The following is a 16,477-nucleotide window of genomic DNA, read 5'->3' on the forward strand; positions in this document are numbered from 1 at the left end:
CATTCAACCCGATATCGAGTAGGCCGTAAGTATCATGTGGCGAACTGGGATATTAAAACACCCAGCTCGCCACTTTCCTGCAGTATTTTATTGCGGACGCTGGCCGATGAAATCGGTTTCTCGCAGCTCCTTTTTGAAACCGTCTTCCCAGCCATCAGGCAGCTGCCCGACTTCCAGGAAGGTTCTCGAAACGGCCAAAAGAAATTCGGTTTCAGGCGTCTGCTGCGGCACCCTAGGACTGTGCTGCTTCAGCGGGCGGTTTCCAACTGGGACAAGATCCAGAATCAAGTCAAGGGTGCAGGCCCGCACATTTCGCTTAGCTGCGTCAGTTTCATTCTCGCTATGAACAATTTCGCAACCAGCCGCCCGCAGCCCTGAACGTTGCAAGGCTCCCAGCACACTGATCCAGGCTTCCGGGCTGCGATTGGCGTAACTGAAAATCAGATGTCCATCGGACCGCAAAGTGCGGCGCGCTTCGCTAAAAATGCGAGTCAGGAGGTCCTCGTAGGCTCCATCGTCGACCAGTTGCCCAGTGGCCGCGTTAACTACAGCTTCGGCACTCAGGTCGGCGTCAGCCAATCTGGCCCACGCGCGAAGTGGTGTGGATAGCTCCGCATACTGCACATCATCGTGATACGGGGGATCGGTAAGCGCGAGATGCACACTTCCATCTGGAAGAAGCATTCTTTCGCTACTCCCTCCGACGACGCGAACGTCGCACTCAGCCATAGGGCTGACCTTGCCAGAAGTCTGCAAAGGCCCTTCGACGATCAGATCCCGTCCGGTGCGGGCATGCAGCCAGGTTGCTGCCTTTACCAGCTGATTCAGTCGGCGCAGGACGGTTCCCCGTCCGCTGCCCGCTGTTCCCCAGACGTTTGGCTCGACGGCGAGGGTCGTCAGGTTGAAACGGTGCCCGGCCATCGCCTCATAGCTCTTGAGGTAGTAACGGTCCCAGCGGGACAGATGGCCGGCCATCTCAGTGCTTCCGACCACTGCCATGCTTACCGCTCGCACAACGGCAGGGTCCTCGTGGCACTTAGCTGTTCTTTCCAGCATCCGCTCAAGCAACACCCGCTGTCGGTTCGGGTACAGCTGATCCCAGCTGGTGAAGCCGTGCCGCAGGAGTACGCGGGTTTCCTGCCCATCGGGGATGTCTCCAAGGCTTCTGTCTGGAAGCCAGCGCTCTGCGTTGGCCATCTCCAACTCGTCGGCGGTGGGTACATCTAGCTCACGGCGCTTGGATGTGGCGCGCTCAACCAGCACGACTTCCCAAGCCCAAGTGCCAGCCCTGTCAGAAAGCCTGTCGATGTGGCCACACTCGCAGGTGATGGATCGGCGAGGGGTGTAATTGGCCTTCGGGTCCACCACCACTTGGCACACCGGGCAACTAGGCTTAGTGCTGGAGTCGCCCTGAAACAGATGCCCTTGTCGGCAAGCCAGCCAAGCTTGGACACCACCGCGTTCCTTGCGGGTCAGCAGCGTAACCAGTGCGTGGGGGAACATTCGTGCCCTCTGACCGCATGAAGTGCACTCAGCTGTAGCGACCCGAAATGTATGCGAGACCAAAGCCTTACTGCCATTAGAGAACAACGTTCCGTAAGCAGACTTTGTCTCGTCCTCCGCCCACTGTTCCAGTGCATCAGCTGCTGCCTTGAGCTCTTCAGCTGCAGGCAAAGCCAGCATCGCGGTCAAGCCAGTGGCCGGCCAAGGGTTGAGATCCTGGGCATACACCTGGTGACCGCGCACGACCGCCGCAAGTGGGATCACACCTCCACCTGCGAACATGTCTGCCACCAGCAGCCTCTGTTCGACATCACACGAGAAGGCGTCCAGCAGAGCGCCATTCACCGCAGCAGTACGTCGCGCCCACCACCTGTAGGTACTGACTGGTGGTAGGTGAACCTCTCGGTTACGGCTTTCGACCTTCGCAGCTGCGCTCACAGCCTCGGGATCGAGGTGCCGCAGGGGGCTGCACAGGGGCTCACCTGCGGTCGACTCCTCCTCCCGCTGGCGGGCAACGGCAGGCGTCAAGGTCACGGTCATCGCGTTCCTTCGTGGTTCCTCCCTCCACTGGAGGGGGTGCGTGCGACCAGCAAGACTAACCCTTGCTCTGTTGTAGCCGCCCACACACGGACAGTGATCGTATGGTTCTGCATCTTGTTTTAGAACCCAGTAAAGCTTCGCCCTCTGACAACCCAGCCGTACGGCCACGACTGCGTGTTGCCTCAGCGCCAGCGTCACGGCCCTCCCAGCTACTACGCCAACGGCTGCGCCGCCGCGAAGAAGCGCACAGACTGCCCGTGGACTATGTGTGGACCGATCGCGTCCTATCGGCCTACTACGGGCTCGCGACCTGCGTAAACGTCAGGGGATGCAGCGGCCTCCGGAGCCGTGTGCGCAGGTTCGAATCCTGCCGGGGGCACCTTGGATCAGGTGCCCAAAGACCCCGCCATCAGCGCTTTCGCTGAAGACGGGGTCTTCGCGTATGTGCAGGCGTGTGCCGGTCGGAGCGACCGTATGTCGGGGTCTGTGGACGAGGCGCGTACTGGATCTTGGGGCATCGCCGCAAGTGGGACGGCTCAGTCCGGCCGATCAGTGAACAGGGCTCGTCTCACGGCCACTCTCAGCCCCGCCGCCGTCTCGTGCTGACGCACCCGCCCCCCAGTCCCACAGAGCCTGGAGGACAGGGCCGAGGCGGTGTCCACTCGGGGTGAGTGCGTAGCGCACTCGCGGCGGCCAGCCCGGTCGACGGTCGCGCTCGAGGACTCCGGCCTCGCCGAGCTGTGCCAACCGGTCGGACAGCACCTTGTCCGACAACATGGGCAGGGCCGCGCGCAACTCGCTGTAGGAGCGGTCGCCACGCAGCAGTTCACGGACCACCAGCGTCGTCCAGCGGCCGTGCAGTGCCGCCAGCGTGATCTCCACCGGGCACTCGGGGGTGGGTGCGGTGACGTTCGCGCGCGGGTCGTCGGGGAGCCCTGCTGGGTGACCAACCGTTCGGTGAGTCACGAGATCGCCTCCTAACGTGTGGGGCACTTCGATTCTCCCGACCCGGAAGGACGTCTGTCGATCATGCGAACCTTGGCCGATCGGCCCGAAGAGGTGCCCGCGGTGTTCGCCGAGCGGTTCAACAGCGGCGACGCCTCCGCGTTGGCGCAGGTCTACGAGGATGCGGCAGTGCTGGTCCCGCAGCCGGGAACACCGGCGACCGGCCCGGACCTGCACGCCGCAAACGGCCGCCTGCAAGAGCTCGGAGTTCCCATCGCGGTCCGTCCGCGGCATGTGTACCGCAGCGGAGACGTGGCGCTACTGATAGTCGACTGGGTCATCGACGGGACCGGCCGGGAGGGACAGGCCGTGCACGTCGAGGGCACTGCCACCGACATCGCCCGGCGGGGTCCGGACGGCCGTTGGCGGTATGTCATCGACAACCCCTTCGGCACCCGCGCACAGCAACTCCCGACCGAGGACACCGTGGAACCAGCATTCTGAGCGAGCACACCCGGAGAACACCAAGGCCACTGGTGGATGCCAGGGGGCTTGGGCATGGTCGGGTGATGTCAGTCGTACTCGCGGAGTAGGTCCTCGATGCGGCGGTTGGTGACGTCCTGCCGTCCGTCGAGGCACTTCGCGTAGCGGGTCAGCAGGACCTCCATGCTGTTGCCAGCGCGCTCGGCCACCTCGGTCGGATCGACCCCTGCGTTGAGCCACGTCGACAGCGCCGAGTGCCGGAGGTCGTACGGCCGGCGGAAGCGCGAGAAGCCGGGCTTCCTGCCACACGCGGTAGTAGGTCGAGGACGGGACGACCGTGCCCTGCTCGCTAAAGAACAGCCGCCCGTCGTCCGCCGTGCCGAAGGTGGCCAGGTGCTCGCGCAGCACGGCGACGAGATGAGGCGGGATCGGCACCCGCCTCACGCCCTCGGTCGGCCGGTTCTTCAGCCCGAGGTCGTCATGGGTCTCCCCGAATCGGTCCACCGCTTGCCGACGGACGGACGAGTCCGGTGGAGCAGCGCCGAACCCCAGCCTTCCTCGGGAAGGGTCAGGTCCGTCTCGGCAAGGCCGACCGCTTCCGCCGGCCGGAGACCACCGAAGTACATGACGGCGAACAGACCCACGAGGCGACGACCACGGCACGCCAGCTTGTTCTTCTGCTCCGCGCACTGCGCGGCCACCTTCGACGCCGATCCGGGCCGCTACCCCGGGCCGGCGGCAGACGGGACAAGCGAGGGAGGGCGAACCGATGACCGCCATCCCCGACCACGCCCACACGTCACCCCGGGATCAGGCCCTCGTCGGAGAGCAGCTCCCGCACCTGCGTGAGGCTGGTGTCCTCGTCGGGCAGCACCAGGTCGGACGGCGTGATCGTCTCGTCCGGCAGCGGTGTACCGAGGCTGCGCACCGCGTCCAGCAGGGCCGACAGGGCGGTGGTGAACGCCGTCTCGTCGTCGGCGTCGGCTGCTGACTGAAGGGCGGCATCCAACTCGTTCAGCCGGTCGAGGTGTTCGTCGGTGATCTCGTACTGGCCCTCACCGAGAATCCGCATGATCATGATGTTGCCTCCCTGTCCGGCGGGCCCTGCTCGGTGCTCTTGCTGCCTTCGACGGCCGGCGGGGTGGCGGACGCGGGGAGCTGGGCTTTCATCCGGGCCAGTTCCCTGTCCACGTCCTGGCCCGCGGTGACGCGCTCGAGTTCGGCCTGGATGTCGTCGCGGCCGGCGGGCAGGGTGGCGTCCTCCAGGGCGCCGGAGGCGAGCAGTTCGTCCAGTGCTCCGGCGCGGGCCTGCAGTTGTTCGGTCTTGTCCTCGGCGCGCTGCATGGCCAGGCCGACATCGCCCATCTCCTCGCCGATGCCGGTGACGGCCTCGGTGATGCGGGTCTGCGCCTCGGCCGCGGTGTAGCGGGCCTTGATGGTTTCCTTGCTCGTGCGGAAGGTATCCACCTTCGCCTGGAGGCGCTGTGAGGCGACGGTGAGTTTCTCTTCCTCCGCCTGCAGTGATGCCTGCTGGGTCTGGAGGTCCGTGAGCTGGGAGGCTACGGCGGTGCGCCGGCTCAGGGCTTCGCGGGCGAGGTCCTCGCGTCCGGCGGCGAGCGCCTGCTGGGCCTGTCCCTCCAGCTTGCCGCTGGACTGGCGCAACTGGTTGATCTGCAGGTCGACGCGCTTGCGGCTGGTGGCCACGTCCGCCACACCACGTCGTACCTTCTGCAGCATTTCCTGCTGCTGGGTATAGGAGTAGTCCAGGACCTCGCGCGGGTCTTCCGCCTTGTCCAGGGCTTTGTTCGCCTTCGTCCGGAACAGGGTGGCCATGCGATGGGCGATGCTGGTCATAGCAGCCTGCCTCCTCTCGGCGAGGTGAGGAATCAGCCAGGCCATGCCGCGTCTGCGGGACATCTCCAGGCTCCGGCGGCATTGTCCGGGCCGCAACCTTGGTCCTGGCGCTCGAGGACGCGGCTGCAAACGGCAGCATGGAGAACACCACAGCCCCATCCCGGACCTCTGGCGCGAAGGGGTGATGGTCGGGCGGCCCGGTGGGTCGGCAACGGCGACCAGAGGCGGCCCTGCGTGCGACCGGGAGATGGCCGACCCCCGGTGCCCGCCGCCCGGCTGCCCACCGGCGTGTGCGGCAGGAGCAGCGAGCCGACCGGGCCGGTGTCGTGACCATGGATGCGGCTTCTCCGGCTCAGGCTTGATCGGGCCGCTCCTCAAGTTCAGCGCGACATGGTCGCCGCGGCCACGAACACCGGCAGCGCGAGGAACAGGCGGTCGCGATGAAGGCGGGCAGGATTCGGCAGCCCGGCCATGGTCTCGTCCTCGACCACGGCGACGTACCACACGCCGGTGAGGGGTCAGAGAGCGACGGTGTGCAGGACTTAGGTGCTCAGGGGGCTCGGTAGGCACCAGCAGTCGCCGTCCCGGCTCACGCTGTGTCATCGGCATGCTCCTCCTTCGGCCGCTGCGCGGAGTGCTCGGGTGCGGGGCCGGCCAGACCGGAGACCCGTCGGCCGACGAGCAGATAGATGACCACACTGGCCAGGGCGAAGGAGCCGACACCGAGGAACATGGTCGTTCCGCCGTAGGCCGCGAGCAGCAGGCCACCGGTGTAGGGGCCGATGAAGACGCCGAGTTGGGCGAAGGTCTGCGCGCCGAAGTACGAGCCGCGGCGGTCCTCGGGTGCGATGCGGTCGATGATGGCGAACTCCGCTGGGTAGATGAGGATCTCGCCGAGGGAGAACACCACCATCGCGGCGACGAAGTGCCAGACGTTCTCGGCGAACGCGAAGCCGGCCATGCCGAGGACGGTCAGCAGACCGCCGACGACGATGGACGTCACGGGGTTGCGCCTGTCCATGAACCGGGAGACGAACAACTGCAGAACCACCACGGTCACCGCGTTGGTGGTCAGCACGTACCCCAGGATCGCGGTGCCGTCGGCGAAACCGCCGGAGAGATGCTGCGCGAGAAGCGAGGAGACCCGGCCGTGCACGGCCTCCAGCAGTAGTCCGGCGAGGATGAGGAACAGCAGCCGCGCGTCGGCAGCCACGACCCGCGCGCTCTGCGCGAGCCCTTTGAGTACGCTGCCGAAGAGCTGCGTCTGCCCCTCACCGGTGGCCGTCCTGCCGGGCTCGCCGACCGACGCGGACGACGAGGTCAGCAGCAGGACTCCGCCCAGGCCGAGCAGGTAGACGCCGTAGCCGAGCGCGCCGACGAGGAACGCCGACCGGTCGCCGGCCAGACCGATCGCCGCACCCGCGACCGGCCCGACGGCGTACCCCATGTTGGTGGTCATGTACTGGTACGAGAACCACTTCACCCGTCGGCCCGGCGGGACCAGGTCGCTCAGCAGCGCCTTGCCGACAGGCCCGAAGGAACTGGCGCTCAACGCCGTCGTCGCGTTGAAGACGAACACCGCAAGGACGCCGTGGCTGAAGTAGAGGCCCACGAACGAGCCGATCACCCCCAGGAGCGAGGTCAGCAGCAGGCGGGTCCGGCCGAAAAGGTCCGAGAGCGCCCCCGCAACGAACCCGGCGAAAATCGAGAAGAACACCGATGAGCCGATGATGAAGCCGATCATGCCCGGCTGGAGGCCGAGTTCCCTGCGGAGGAACACGGCCAGAAAGGGCACGGTGACCGAGTTGGCGAAGCTCATGATGCCGGAGCCGGCGATCAGCGCCCGGGCGAGTACGGGTGGCGACGCGGTGCTGGTGTTGGTCATTGCGCTGTCGCGCCCTTTCCGGTGACGAACATGCCCGGGTGGGCCGGCTGGTGTCGCCCGGCACCTCGTGCACGGTGAGGAATCGTGCGTGACCGCGGGGCCGCCCCATACAGGGAAGGCCGTCCCCTGTCATGTGGCCCAGGGCTGTGAAACCGCCCGGAAGTCGACTAAGAGGGGCCCTGGTCGTGCTGCTTCGGGCGGCCGGGGATCATCCCGCAACGGTGAACCCCTTGGTGAAGCCGTTCAACGTGGTCCCGGTCAGGCTCGCGGCGGCGACGCTGGACACCACGGCGGCGCCGATGGAGGCGCCGAACTCGTGGCACGGACAGGGATGCCGCACCGGGTTTCGACGGCGTGAGCACAAGACCGGCCGCGAAGCGGCGGGCATTGAGCCCGCCGTCGGTTCAGTGGCCGGACTCGGCGTGAGCGCCGTGGTCGCCGAGCTGCGCCTCGAACCATTCGTGCAGGGCGTCCACCAGCGCGGGCTCCCGCGTGGTGTAGGTCAGCGTGGCGCCGTCCGCCCGCTCCTTGAAGCGCACCTCGATACGGTCGTGGCCGTCTTGCAGTGCGGCGAGGCCGGGCATGTCCTCGCCGTGGATGCGGGCGGGATCCCCGAAGTCTCCGCGGCCGAACGCCTCTGCCTCCTTGCGGAGATGAGCGCGTATCAGACCGATCTGCTCCGCATCGTCGCGCCGGTCGGCCAGCACGTCCTGGACGCCGCCCACCGCGGTGGGAGTGAAGCGGTGGGTGGTCTGTTCGAGGTCGAAGGGCATCACGCTGCGGCCCCGCTCGGCCACCACCTTCTGCCGCCCGCTCTGCCCCTCGCCCGGATCCTGCTGCGAGCCGCCGCCGGCCAGGGCGACAGCCGTCACTGCGCCGGCGACCGCCACACCTGCGCCCGCCAGCAGCGCCCTTCGCCTGACGACGCTACTCATCCAGTGCCTCCACCAATACGTCGAGGGCGTGGAGCACGCCCGCTCTCTCATGAGCCGGGATCGATTCAAGGAGCCGGGAGAAGCGCTCCCGTCGTGCCTGAGCGAGGTTCTGCGCGGCTTGCCGTCCCGAAGCGGTGAGCCGCAGGACGACACCGCGTCCGTCGGCGGGAGCCGGGGCGCGCTCCACCCAGCCACGCGAGGAAAGCTGCGTGACCAGCCGGCTCACGGTGCTCTTCTGCAGCCGCAGTCGGCGCGTCAGCTCCACCTGCCGCAACTCGCCCTCCTGCGACAGCTCGCCCAGAGCGTGCGCCTCGGAGACCGGGACGGGCTGGCCACAGGGGGTTGTTTCCGGCTGGTGCAACCCGAAGGCGCGGACGAAGCTCCCCAGTGCCTCCTGGAGAACGACCGGGTCATCAGCCCGTTGATCCCTGGACATGGTTCGACCGTACAACCAGAAGGTTCGACGATGCAACCAGTTGCTTCGGGCATGGGCAGAGGCGCTGCCCAGGACGATGAGCCGGACAGCGCCGTGCTCTGCGGCGGCCACGCCACCGTGATCAAGAGTCTGACCTGCTCACCGGTTCCTAGCTCATTCCGGTCGGGCGGGTGGACGGGCCCGTTCCGCTCAGGACCAGTTCCTTGGCCCTGCGGAACTCCTCGTCCGTGATGTCGCCGCGGGCGCGGATCTCGGAGAGCTTGGCGAGTTCGTCGATGCTGCTGGGCCGGGGCTCGGCCCCCTTGGCGGTGTCCCGGATGTACGCGTCGAACGCCTCCTGCTGCGCGCGGGCCTGCGCCATCTCCCGACCGCCCATGTTCTTGCCGCGGGCGATCACGTAGACGAAGACGCCCAGGAAGGGCAGGACGCAGACGAACACCAGCCAGCCGGCCTTCGCCCAGCCGCTCAGGGAGTCGTCACGGAAGATGTCGACGACGATCCTGAAGAGCAGGACGAACCACATGATCCACAGGAAGAACACGAGGATGGTCCAGAAGGCGCTCAGCAGCGGAAAGTCGTACGCGAGGTATGTCTGCGCACTCATGCCACTCCTCCGTCCCGGGCGGGTGGCCCGGTAGGCGCTGTATGCGGTTCTCAGCGTGCCCACGCCACGGTGCGGGTGGCCTCATCCGGGAGGGGTGAAGTGGAGCGTGCCGCTGTCGGCGTTCACCCGGTTCGCCGTACGGCGTGCCGCGGACGGGGCGCGCAGCGGGTTCACTTCGGTTCATGACGGACCGCGGCCCGACACCCCGCATCCCGCGCTGGAGGCGTTCGGCGGTGACCCGGCGCCTCGCGGCGAGCACGGCGGGCAGGCTCTGGGACCGGCTCACCGCGGCCGACCTGTTCGGCCACTCGTTCCAGCTGGCCGCGCTCGCCATGATGTGTTTCTTTCCCTTCCTCATCGTCGTGACCGCGGCGGCCGACGAGGACGAAGAAGTCGGACATCCCCCCGGCCCGGCCCGGCGCCCACCGACGGGTCTTCGGACCGGAGCCCGGATCAGCCGGACGGTTGAGGCAGCGGCAGCCGGGCGACGCTCCCGGCAGCGTCCCCTCCCCGACGCGGCGCGCACGGTCCCGCCGACTCCCCGACGCGGCGCGCACGGTCCCGCCGACTGCCCCGACGCTCACGGTCGTGCCGGCTCTCCCGTGGTCCCGGTCGGCTTCGGTCCCGCGGCGGCGGCCAGTACCGCCACGACCGTCAGCACGAGCAGGACCAGGCCGAGGACGAGCGCCACCGCGCCGACCGTGGGACGGTTCCAGAGCACGAGGGCCAGGACGCCCGCCCCGATGACGACCGCGGTGATCCACGACCGGTGGGTGCCCAGCCAGTGCCCGCCCGCGCCGGTGCGCAGGCCGGAGCGGTGCAGGGCCCGCCCGGTGGCCGTGGTGCCCTTCCGAGCGAGCGTCCGTACGCCGCGGGCCGCGCGTCCGGGGCCGTAGAGGTAGGCGGCCAGGGCGGTGACGACGGCCACGACGAGGAGGGTGCGGGTGCTGTCGCGCAGAAACCGTACGAACGTGTCGTAGATCGCCGCGGCGGCGTCGGTGGGCAGGGTCGCCGGTGGGACCGCGTCCAGGTAGACGCGCCGTACGACGGCCAGCGCGACCAGCAGCGCCACCATCGTCACGGCGACGCCGATCCCCGTGATCAGGAGCATCACCCGGTGTCCGGGAGCGGTCCACACGGCGAGGGCGGCGAGGACGACGGTCAGCACGGGCAGCCACGTGCCCACGATGTCCAGCACCCGCATCGTGTCCTGCGCCTCGTCGAGCTTCTCGGTCTCGAACAGCGTGACCGTGCGGTCGGTGTCCGGGATGGCGGACGCCTTGTCGAAGCCCGCGTCGACGAGGCGGTCCTGCACCTGTTCGACGACCACCCCGAGGTCCAGCTGGATCGTTCCGTCCGTGGCGCGCAGGGCGCCCTCCCGCTCTCCGGTGAGCATGTTCACGACGGCGGCGTGGGCCCGCCGGTTGGCGCCCTCCCATGCCTGCTGGAAGGCGTCGCTGGTGACCACGCGGGTGATGGTGCGGTCGGCCACGGACCTGACGGCCGTGCGCAGCGGGCCGTCGAGCGCCTCGGCGCTCTGCACCACGCGCGGTGGTGCTCCGGCCTCGGCGAGCACCCTGGTGAGCGCGGCCGTCACCGCCTCGACGTCCACGCTGGCCACCACCCGGTCGGTCAGCCGGTCGATCACGACCTCCTGGACGGCCGGGTCCGAGGCCAGCGGCGCGACGGTCTCCACGTACCGGTCGGTGTCGGAGACCTCGTCGTCCACCCAGGCCGCCACCACGGCCAAGGGCGCGAGCAGCAGGGCCAGCAGCAGGAGCACGGCGGCGCCCAGCTGCCGCAGCCGGCGGTGGCGGACCTTCGAGGCCCGGCGCAGACGGCGGTACTCCGCGTGTTCCGCGTCCGTCAGGGCACGGCCGGGGCGCGGGGGTCCGTCGGAGGGGGACGGTCCGGAGGCGTTGTTCGGGACCATGGGTGCTCCTTGGGCGTGGGGGCCGGCCCGTGGGGCGTCATGTGCGGAGCGCGGCTCGCCACGCGAAGGCGACCGCCGTCTCGAACAGGCCGAGCAGGACGAGCCACAGGCCGAACAGCCGGGTCAGCGCGCGGGCCGACTCGGAGGGCAGGGCCGGCACGACGATCCCCGCGACGACGCCGAGCACCGCGGCGGCGAGGACGAAGCCGCGGTGGGGCAGCTCCTTGGCGGCCAGGGCCATGTGCAGGGTGACCAGGCCGGACAGCAGCCAGACGATCCCGACGACCAGGGAGAGCGCGGCGACGGTCTGGAGCGGGTGGCGCAGGCACAGCACGCCGGCCAGGACGTACAGCACCGCGAGCAGCAGCTCTGGCAGGCGTTCGCCGGGCCCTTCCCGAGCGAAGGACGACACGAACCGGAAGGCGCCGGTCGTGAGCAGGTACAGGCCGACGAGGACGGCCAGCACATGCAGGGTCCCGTCCGGCCAGATCAGGATCAGGACGCCCGGCACGAGCGTCACGATCGCGGACCCGAGGATCCACGTCCACGAGCGTCCGAGGGCGGCGAGCGCCCGCGCGGGTCCGCACCGGGCGGGACGGGGCCGCCCCGCCGGACACGGGTTCCTCCGGTCCGGTGGGCGGTGCCGGACCACGCGACACGGTCATGGCTCCTCCTCGCGTGATCGGGCGGGCCGCCGACCGGACCGCCGGCGGGGCGGGGCACGGGGACGCACCGCGGTGCGCGGTCCCCCCATCGGTCGGCGCGGTGTCAGTGGGGTCCGCGGGGACGTCACCGGGTCAGCGTGGTGCGCGGTGGCGGCAACGGGATCACCCCTGGCGGGTGATCCCTGGGGGCTGCCCGCGCGATGAGGTGGCAGAGGCGCCACCACCGGCCACCGACGACAGAGGCGCCACCACCGGCCACCGACATGGCGAGCTATGGGGCGAGCGGCCGATGGGCGGTGCGACCGATGGGCACGACACGCCGGCGCCGAGGAGGGCTCCCGGGGGCCGTCCCACTGAGGGATCCTGCTCCTGCTCGGCAGGGACGACGACGATCCGCTCCTGCTCCAGGCCAAGGAGGCGCAGGAGTCGGTGCTCGCCGCGCACACGGGCGGCGAGCGCTACGACAACCAGGGCCGCCGGGTGGTGGCCGGGCAGCGGCTGATGCAGACGGCCGGCGACATCTTCCTGGGCTGGACGCACGTCGTGGGGCTCGACGGGCACGGCCGGGACTTCTATGTACGCCAGTTGCGGGACTGGAAGGGCATCGCACGGCCCGACACCATGAGCCCGGGTCTGCTGCGCCTGTTCGCGCGGCTGTGCGGGGCCTGTCTGGCCCGGGCCCACGCCCGTTCCGGCGACCCCGTCGCCATCGCCGGCTACCTCGTGGCGGCGCCCGCTTCGACAGGGCTCTCACCGAGTTCGCGCAGGCGTACGCCGACCAGAACGAGCGTGACTGCGAGGCGCTGGGCGCGGCCGCCCGCTCGGGCCGGATCAGTCATTCAGGACGATCTTGAACAGGATGATCAGCAGTCCCAGCAGGAGGTTCACCGACGCGGCGACGGCCATCAGGCGCCGGGTGGCGCCGGCCCGCCGTGCGGCGGCCACCGACCAGCCGACCTGCCCGGCCACGGCCACCGCGAGCGCGAACCAGAGGGATCCCTCGACGCCGAGGCCCAGCAGGGGACTGACTGCGAGGGCGGCGGCCGGTGGGACGGCGGCCTTGACGATCGGCCACTCGTCCCGGCACACATGGAGCACGGTCCGGCGGTCCAGGGCGTGTTGCGCCAGCCGGGCCCCGAACAGCTGGGCGTGCACGTGCGCCACCCAGAACACCAGGCTGCTGAGCAGCAACAGCAGCACCAGCTCGGTGCGGGGGAACGAGCCCAGGTCGCCGGCGCCGATGATCACGGATGCGGCGAGCAGGGAGCCGTAGACGCCACCGGTGTAGTCGGCGTGGGACCGGCGTTCGGTCCGGCGTTCGGGCCTGGGCGCGCGGGGTGTGGTCGGCGCGGTCCGGTGCATCGCGGGCTCCCTCGGGGCTCAGGGCGTCGGGCGGGTCCCGGTGGGGACAGCGGTGTCCGCGGGGCGTGCTCCGCCCGCCCGTCCGGTCGGCAGGTTGGGGGTGACCAGGAAGCCGGCGAGGGTGATCGCGCCGGTGGTGAGGATCGCCGCTTTCAGGCCGTCCAGCTGCGCCGACGCGTAGGCGTCCGTGACGGCGTCGGCCTCGGTGGGGGGCAGCCCGACGCGTTCGGCCGCCGAACGCACCTGGCCGGTGGGGACGAAGATAATCCCGGCCTCCAGGGAGGCGAGCAGGCCCATGCCGACGCCGAGCAGGGCCATGGCCGCGGGCGAACTGCGCGTCGTCGATGACCGGGTCGATGGTGGCCGGCAGCCAGACGACGGCTCCCGCCAAAGCGGCCATCGCCGGCAGCACCATCGCGGCCCCGAGTCCCTCGATGACCGACCAGCCGAGCGCGAGGACCCACAGGGCGGGAGCCACGGCGGTCAGGGCCGATCCCGTGGCGTGGACGGCGAGCCCCGTGAAGAACGTCCGCCGCCGGCCGAGGATGTCGCCCAGCCGCCCGCCGACGATCACGAATGCGGCCATGACCAGGGCGTACAGCGTGATGACGGCCTGGATGGCGGTGACCTCGGTGTCGAAGTCGTCGACCGGTCGGCTGATGGAGACGTTCATGACGGACGTGTCCAGAACCATCAGGAACTGGGCCGCGCCGAGCACGATCAGAGCAGGCCAGTGGGTCACGTTCCCATCAGACGGGCCGAACGCCCGCCGTGCCTCACCCTCCCCGGGGGAAGCCGGACGATCGGCTCCCGCCTTCCTCGGTGACCCTCCGAGCGGGCTGCTGTCAGCTCGTCCGAGGGCGCCGGGCGGTCTGCGGCGGTGAAGGGGCGCGGGTGGGTGTCTCGTCCGTGCGCCAGCGTTGGGATCTGCGGATCCGGTCCTCGGGGACGGGCTCCAGCAGGATGGCCGATCCCGTCGCGCGGCGCTCGGGTGTCAGGGCCACGCCGGGTTCCTCGACGAGGGTCAGCAGGCCGTCGGCCGCGAGGTCGTAGCGCGTGTCACCGGACGACTCCCCGCCGGCCGTGGTGGCGCAGGATCGCAGGGCGAGGGTGCCCTGCGGCTCGGCGTTCAGACACAGGTCGGGGGCCGCCTGGCTGCGCAGTCGTCCCCCGTCCTCCAGCCGCCACACCTGGGTCGTCGATCCCCCGCAGTCCGCCGTCACCGCACGCGCACCCGCCATCCGCGCCGACGCGGTCACATCGAGGCACAGGCCGGTCCGCATGTTGCGCAGCCGTGTGACCAGCGCCTCGTCGGCGACGGGTGTCGGGGAGACGGACGGGCCCCGGGCGGGTGCCTCCGGCGTCGGACCACTCGCTCCCCCTCGCTTCTCCTCGATTCCGGTTCGGCCGGTTTCGTTGGTTCCGCTGATTTCTCCGGTTTCGCCGGTTCCGCCGGTTTCGCTGGTTCCGTCGAGGGCCATGGGCGTCGCCGCGATCAGCCCGCACAGCACCACGGCCATGGCGGCGAGCAGCGGCCACCGGTGGCGGCGGCGGGGGGCGGAATCGGGGGCGGCGGTCGGCCGGGGCCCGGTGTCCGTGGGCTCGGCGGGCGCGTGGGCCGGCGCGGTCGCGCGGCGGGCGGTCCGGGTCGCCAGATAGTCCGCCGCGCGGAAGACCAGGACGGCCTCGGCGAGCAGCGCGGGGAGCCGGCCCCCGGAGTGGTCCAGCTGGTCCACCGCCGCCGCGCAGTGGGCGCAGTGGTCGAGGTGGTCGAGGACCTCCGCCATCGTCTCGCCCGACCCGGGGCGGGCGTGGACGTCGATGAGCCGGTTGAGGCGGCGGCAGCGCTCGTCCGGCGCGAGGTCCAGGTGGGCCCGTACGCACTCGTCGCGCAGCAGGGTGCGGGCACGCCCGGGGTTCAGCAGGGAGGGTTCGGCGCCGAGCAGCGACGCCACCGCCTCGATGTCCTCCGCCTCGACCTCGGTGTGCCACAGCAGTACCTGGGCGCGGTGCGGCAGGCTCCGGAAGGCGCGCAGGAGCAGGCGTCTGTCCCGGGTCCCGGGGTCGGCGGCGGACCCCGCCGGACGCCCGCCCTCCCCCACCACGCCGGCCGAAGCCGGACGTCCGCCCCGCCCCGCACCGGCCGGAGCCGGGCGTCCGCCCTCCCGCAGGGAGGGGTGCAGCGCCGCGCGCCTGTCGTCCGTGCGCCATTCCCGAGCCGTCTCCAGGACCGCCGCGAGCAGTCGTGGCCGCCACGGGAAGTCGACGCCGGCGGCGTCGCCCCGGGTGTTCCAGAAGGCCTGCTCGGCGAGGCGCTCCGCCGCGCCCGGGCTCGACCCGGCGCACAGCGTGGCGTAGTCCAGGACGGCCCGGCCGTGCAGTGTCAGCAACTCTTCTCCGTCGTACGGAGTTTCCGTCGCGGGTGCATCCTCCATGAAACCGGTCCCCTCCCCTGTTTCGCGCTCGGACGCCCGAGCCGGATGGTCGCGATCACGCCGGGATCGGTGAGGAGTACGTCCCGCACGGTGACACGGTTCATCGCGTCCGGGGGGTGACCTAGCGGCGGCCCGCAAGTACTGCGCCGAGCCGGTCCGCGAGGTTTCGGTACGGGCCGAAGCGTCGGGCGCCTAGCGTCGTCGGCATGGGTGTCGAGGAGATGATCGCCGTCGGTCTGGCGGGAGTCGCGGCCGGGGGCGTCAACGCCGTGGTGGGCTCCGGCACGTTGATCAGCTTCCCGGTGTTGCTCGCCGTCGGGCTGCCGCCCGTGACCGCGACGGTGTCCAACGCGCTGGGGCTGGTGCCGGGTTCCCTGGGCGCGGCATGGGGGTACCGCGCGGAACTGGCCGGGCAGGGGCGGCGGGTGCGCGTACTGGCGGGCGCGGCCGCCCTGGGCGGGCTGACCGGCGCGGCGCTCCTGCTGGCTCTGCCGCCGGGGGCGTTCGAGGTGATCGTGCCGGCGCTGGTCGGACTCGCCCTGGTACTGGTCGCCTGCCAGCCCCTGATCGCACGGTGGACGGCGCGTCGGCGGGGGTCCGGGAAGGAGCCGGGCGCCGCTGGGCCGGTCCGGCCGGCCCTGGGCGTGGGCATTCTCCTGGCCAGTGTCTACGGGGGGTACTTCTCCGCCGCTCAGGGTGTGCTCTACGTCGCGCTGATGGGGCTGGGCAGCGGCGGGGAATCGTTGCAGCGGCTGAACGGCGTCAAGAACGTGCTGGTCGCCGTCGTCAACGGGGTCGCCGCCGTGGTCTTCCTGTTCGTCGCGGAGTTCGACTGGACGGCGGTGGCGCTCGTCGCGGCCGGTTCGGCGGTCGGGGGGCGGTTCGGGGCGGGGGTGG

The 16,477-nt window shown here is 70.2% G+C and carries 15 protein-coding genes and 4 pseudogenes; 3 read left to right on the forward strand and 16 right to left on the reverse strand.

Translation table 11 applies throughout. The features are described from left to right. Positions 1 to 87 precede the first annotated feature (87 nt). Positions 88 to 1,848 (reverse strand): hypothetical protein, encoded by a 1,761-nt coding sequence (locus ALMP_RS02955; protein ID WP_264924427.1) that lies wholly within the window; start codon positions 1,846 to 1,848, stop codon positions 88 to 90. 744 nt (positions 1,849 to 2,592) lie between these two features. After that, entirely contained in the window at positions 2,593 to 3,009 is a 417-nt protein-coding gene (locus ALMP_RS02960) for a helix-turn-helix domain-containing protein (protein WP_264924428.1), read from the reverse strand. Between the two features lie 63 nt (positions 3,010 to 3,072). On the opposite strand from ALMP_RS02960, the gene ALMP_RS02965 reads away from it, so the two are divergent. Further along, positions 3,073 to 3,492 carry a DUF4440 domain-containing protein gene (locus ALMP_RS02965; RefSeq protein ID WP_264924429.1) on the forward strand — a complete coding sequence of 140 codons (420 nt, stop codon included), beginning with the start codon at positions 3,073 to 3,075 and terminating at the stop codon, positions 3,490 to 3,492. Between the two features lie 68 nt (positions 3,493 to 3,560). On the opposite strand, the pseudogene ALMP_RS02970 reads toward ALMP_RS02965, so the two are convergent. The 10 genes and pseudogenes from ALMP_RS02970 to ALMP_RS03015 all read right to left on the reverse strand — a co-directional run. Then, positions 3,561 to 4,130, reverse strand: a pseudogene (locus tag ALMP_RS02970) (site-specific integrase); the annotation flags it as partial. A gap of 140 nt (positions 4,131 to 4,270) precedes the next feature. Then, positions 4,271 to 4,549 carry a hypothetical protein gene (locus ALMP_RS02975; protein WP_264924430.1) on the reverse strand — a complete coding sequence of 93 codons (279 nt, stop codon included), beginning with the start codon at positions 4,547 to 4,549 and terminating at the stop codon, positions 4,271 to 4,273. Beyond that, on the reverse strand, positions 4,546 to 5,325 hold the full coding sequence (locus tag ALMP_RS02980) for a PspA/IM30 family protein (protein WP_264924431.1): 780 nt from the start codon (positions 5,323 to 5,325) through the stop codon (positions 4,546 to 4,548). Before ALMP_RS02980 ends, ALMP_RS02975 begins: the two co-directional genes overlap by 4 nt. A 380-nt stretch (positions 5,326 to 5,705) precedes the next feature. After that, positions 5,706 to 5,831 carry a hypothetical protein gene (locus tag ALMP_RS02985; protein WP_264924433.1) on the reverse strand — a complete coding sequence of 42 codons (126 nt, stop codon included), beginning with the start codon at positions 5,829 to 5,831 and terminating at the stop codon, positions 5,706 to 5,708. Positions 5,832 to 5,914: 83 nt separating this feature from the next. After that, on the reverse strand, positions 5,915 to 7,210 hold the full coding sequence (locus ALMP_RS02990; RefSeq protein ID WP_264924434.1) for an MFS transporter: 1,296 nt from the start codon (positions 7,208 to 7,210) through the stop codon (positions 5,915 to 5,917). Positions 7,211 to 7,614: 404 nt separating this feature from the next. After that, positions 7,615 to 8,145, reverse strand: coding sequence for an aspartate carbamoyltransferase (locus ALMP_RS02995; RefSeq protein ID WP_264924435.1), 531 nt, complete (start codon positions 8,143 to 8,145; stop codon positions 7,615 to 7,617). Continuing rightward, the gene (locus ALMP_RS03000) at positions 8,138 to 8,581 is read right to left on the reverse strand and encodes a MarR family winged helix-turn-helix transcriptional regulator (RefSeq protein ID WP_264924436.1); all 444 of its coding nucleotides are present in this window, start codon (positions 8,579 to 8,581) and stop codon (positions 8,138 to 8,140) included. The genes ALMP_RS02995 and ALMP_RS03000 overlap by 8 nt, the downstream gene beginning before the upstream one ends. A 148-nt stretch (positions 8,582 to 8,729) precedes the next feature. Further along, positions 8,730 to 9,185, reverse strand: a complete 456-nt coding sequence (locus ALMP_RS03005; RefSeq protein WP_264924437.1) for an SHOCT domain-containing protein — start codon at positions 9,183 to 9,185, stop codon at positions 8,730 to 8,732. A 580-nt stretch (positions 9,186 to 9,765) separates the two neighbouring features. Next, positions 9,766 to 11,118 (reverse strand): hypothetical protein, encoded by a 1,353-nt coding sequence (locus ALMP_RS03010; RefSeq protein ID WP_264924438.1) that lies wholly within the window; start codon positions 11,116 to 11,118, stop codon positions 9,766 to 9,768. A gap of 37 nt (positions 11,119 to 11,155) precedes the next feature. Continuing rightward, a pseudogene (locus ALMP_RS03015) lies at positions 11,156 to 11,783 on the reverse strand (HdeD family acid-resistance protein). 360 nt (positions 11,784 to 12,143) lie between these two features. Between ALMP_RS03015 and ALMP_RS03020 the strand changes: the two are divergent. Next, positions 12,144 to 12,637 (forward strand): annotated as a pseudogene (locus ALMP_RS03020) (DUF2252 family protein); the annotation flags it as partial. Here ALMP_RS03020 and ALMP_RS03025 read toward each other — a convergent pair. From ALMP_RS03025 to ALMP_RS03035, 4 genes and pseudogenes are all read right to left on the reverse strand, one after another. Further along, complete coding sequence (locus ALMP_RS03025; RefSeq protein ID WP_264924439.1) at positions 12,615 to 13,145, reverse strand: hypothetical protein; 531 nt, start codon at positions 13,143 to 13,145, stop codon at positions 12,615 to 12,617. The pseudogene ALMP_RS03020 and the gene ALMP_RS03025 sit on opposite strands and share 23 nt — an antisense overlap. An 18-nt stretch (positions 13,146 to 13,163) precedes the next feature. After that, complete coding sequence (locus tag ALMP_RS44290; RefSeq protein WP_375803417.1) at positions 13,164 to 13,463, reverse strand: hypothetical protein; 300 nt, start codon at positions 13,461 to 13,463, stop codon at positions 13,164 to 13,166. Between the two features lie 118 nt (positions 13,464 to 13,581). Continuing rightward, positions 13,582 to 13,839: pseudogene (locus ALMP_RS44295) on the reverse strand (MFS transporter); the annotation flags it as partial. Positions 13,840 to 13,990: 151 nt separating this feature from the next. Further along, a complete protein-coding gene (locus ALMP_RS03035; protein ID WP_264924441.1) occupies positions 13,991 to 15,580 on the reverse strand; it encodes an RICIN domain-containing protein in 1,590 nt (529 codons plus the stop codon). Between the two features lie 206 nt (positions 15,581 to 15,786). On the opposite strand from ALMP_RS03035, the gene ALMP_RS03040 reads away from it, so the two are divergent. After that, positions 15,787 to 16,477 (forward strand): sulfite exporter TauE/SafE family protein (locus tag ALMP_RS03040; protein ID WP_264924442.1); only part of this gene is annotated, 691 nt, incomplete at its 3' end.

This window comes from Streptomyces sp. A012304 (genome assembly GCF_026008495.1).
Lineage (GTDB): Bacteria > Actinomycetota > Actinomycetes > Streptomycetales > Streptomycetaceae > Streptomyces.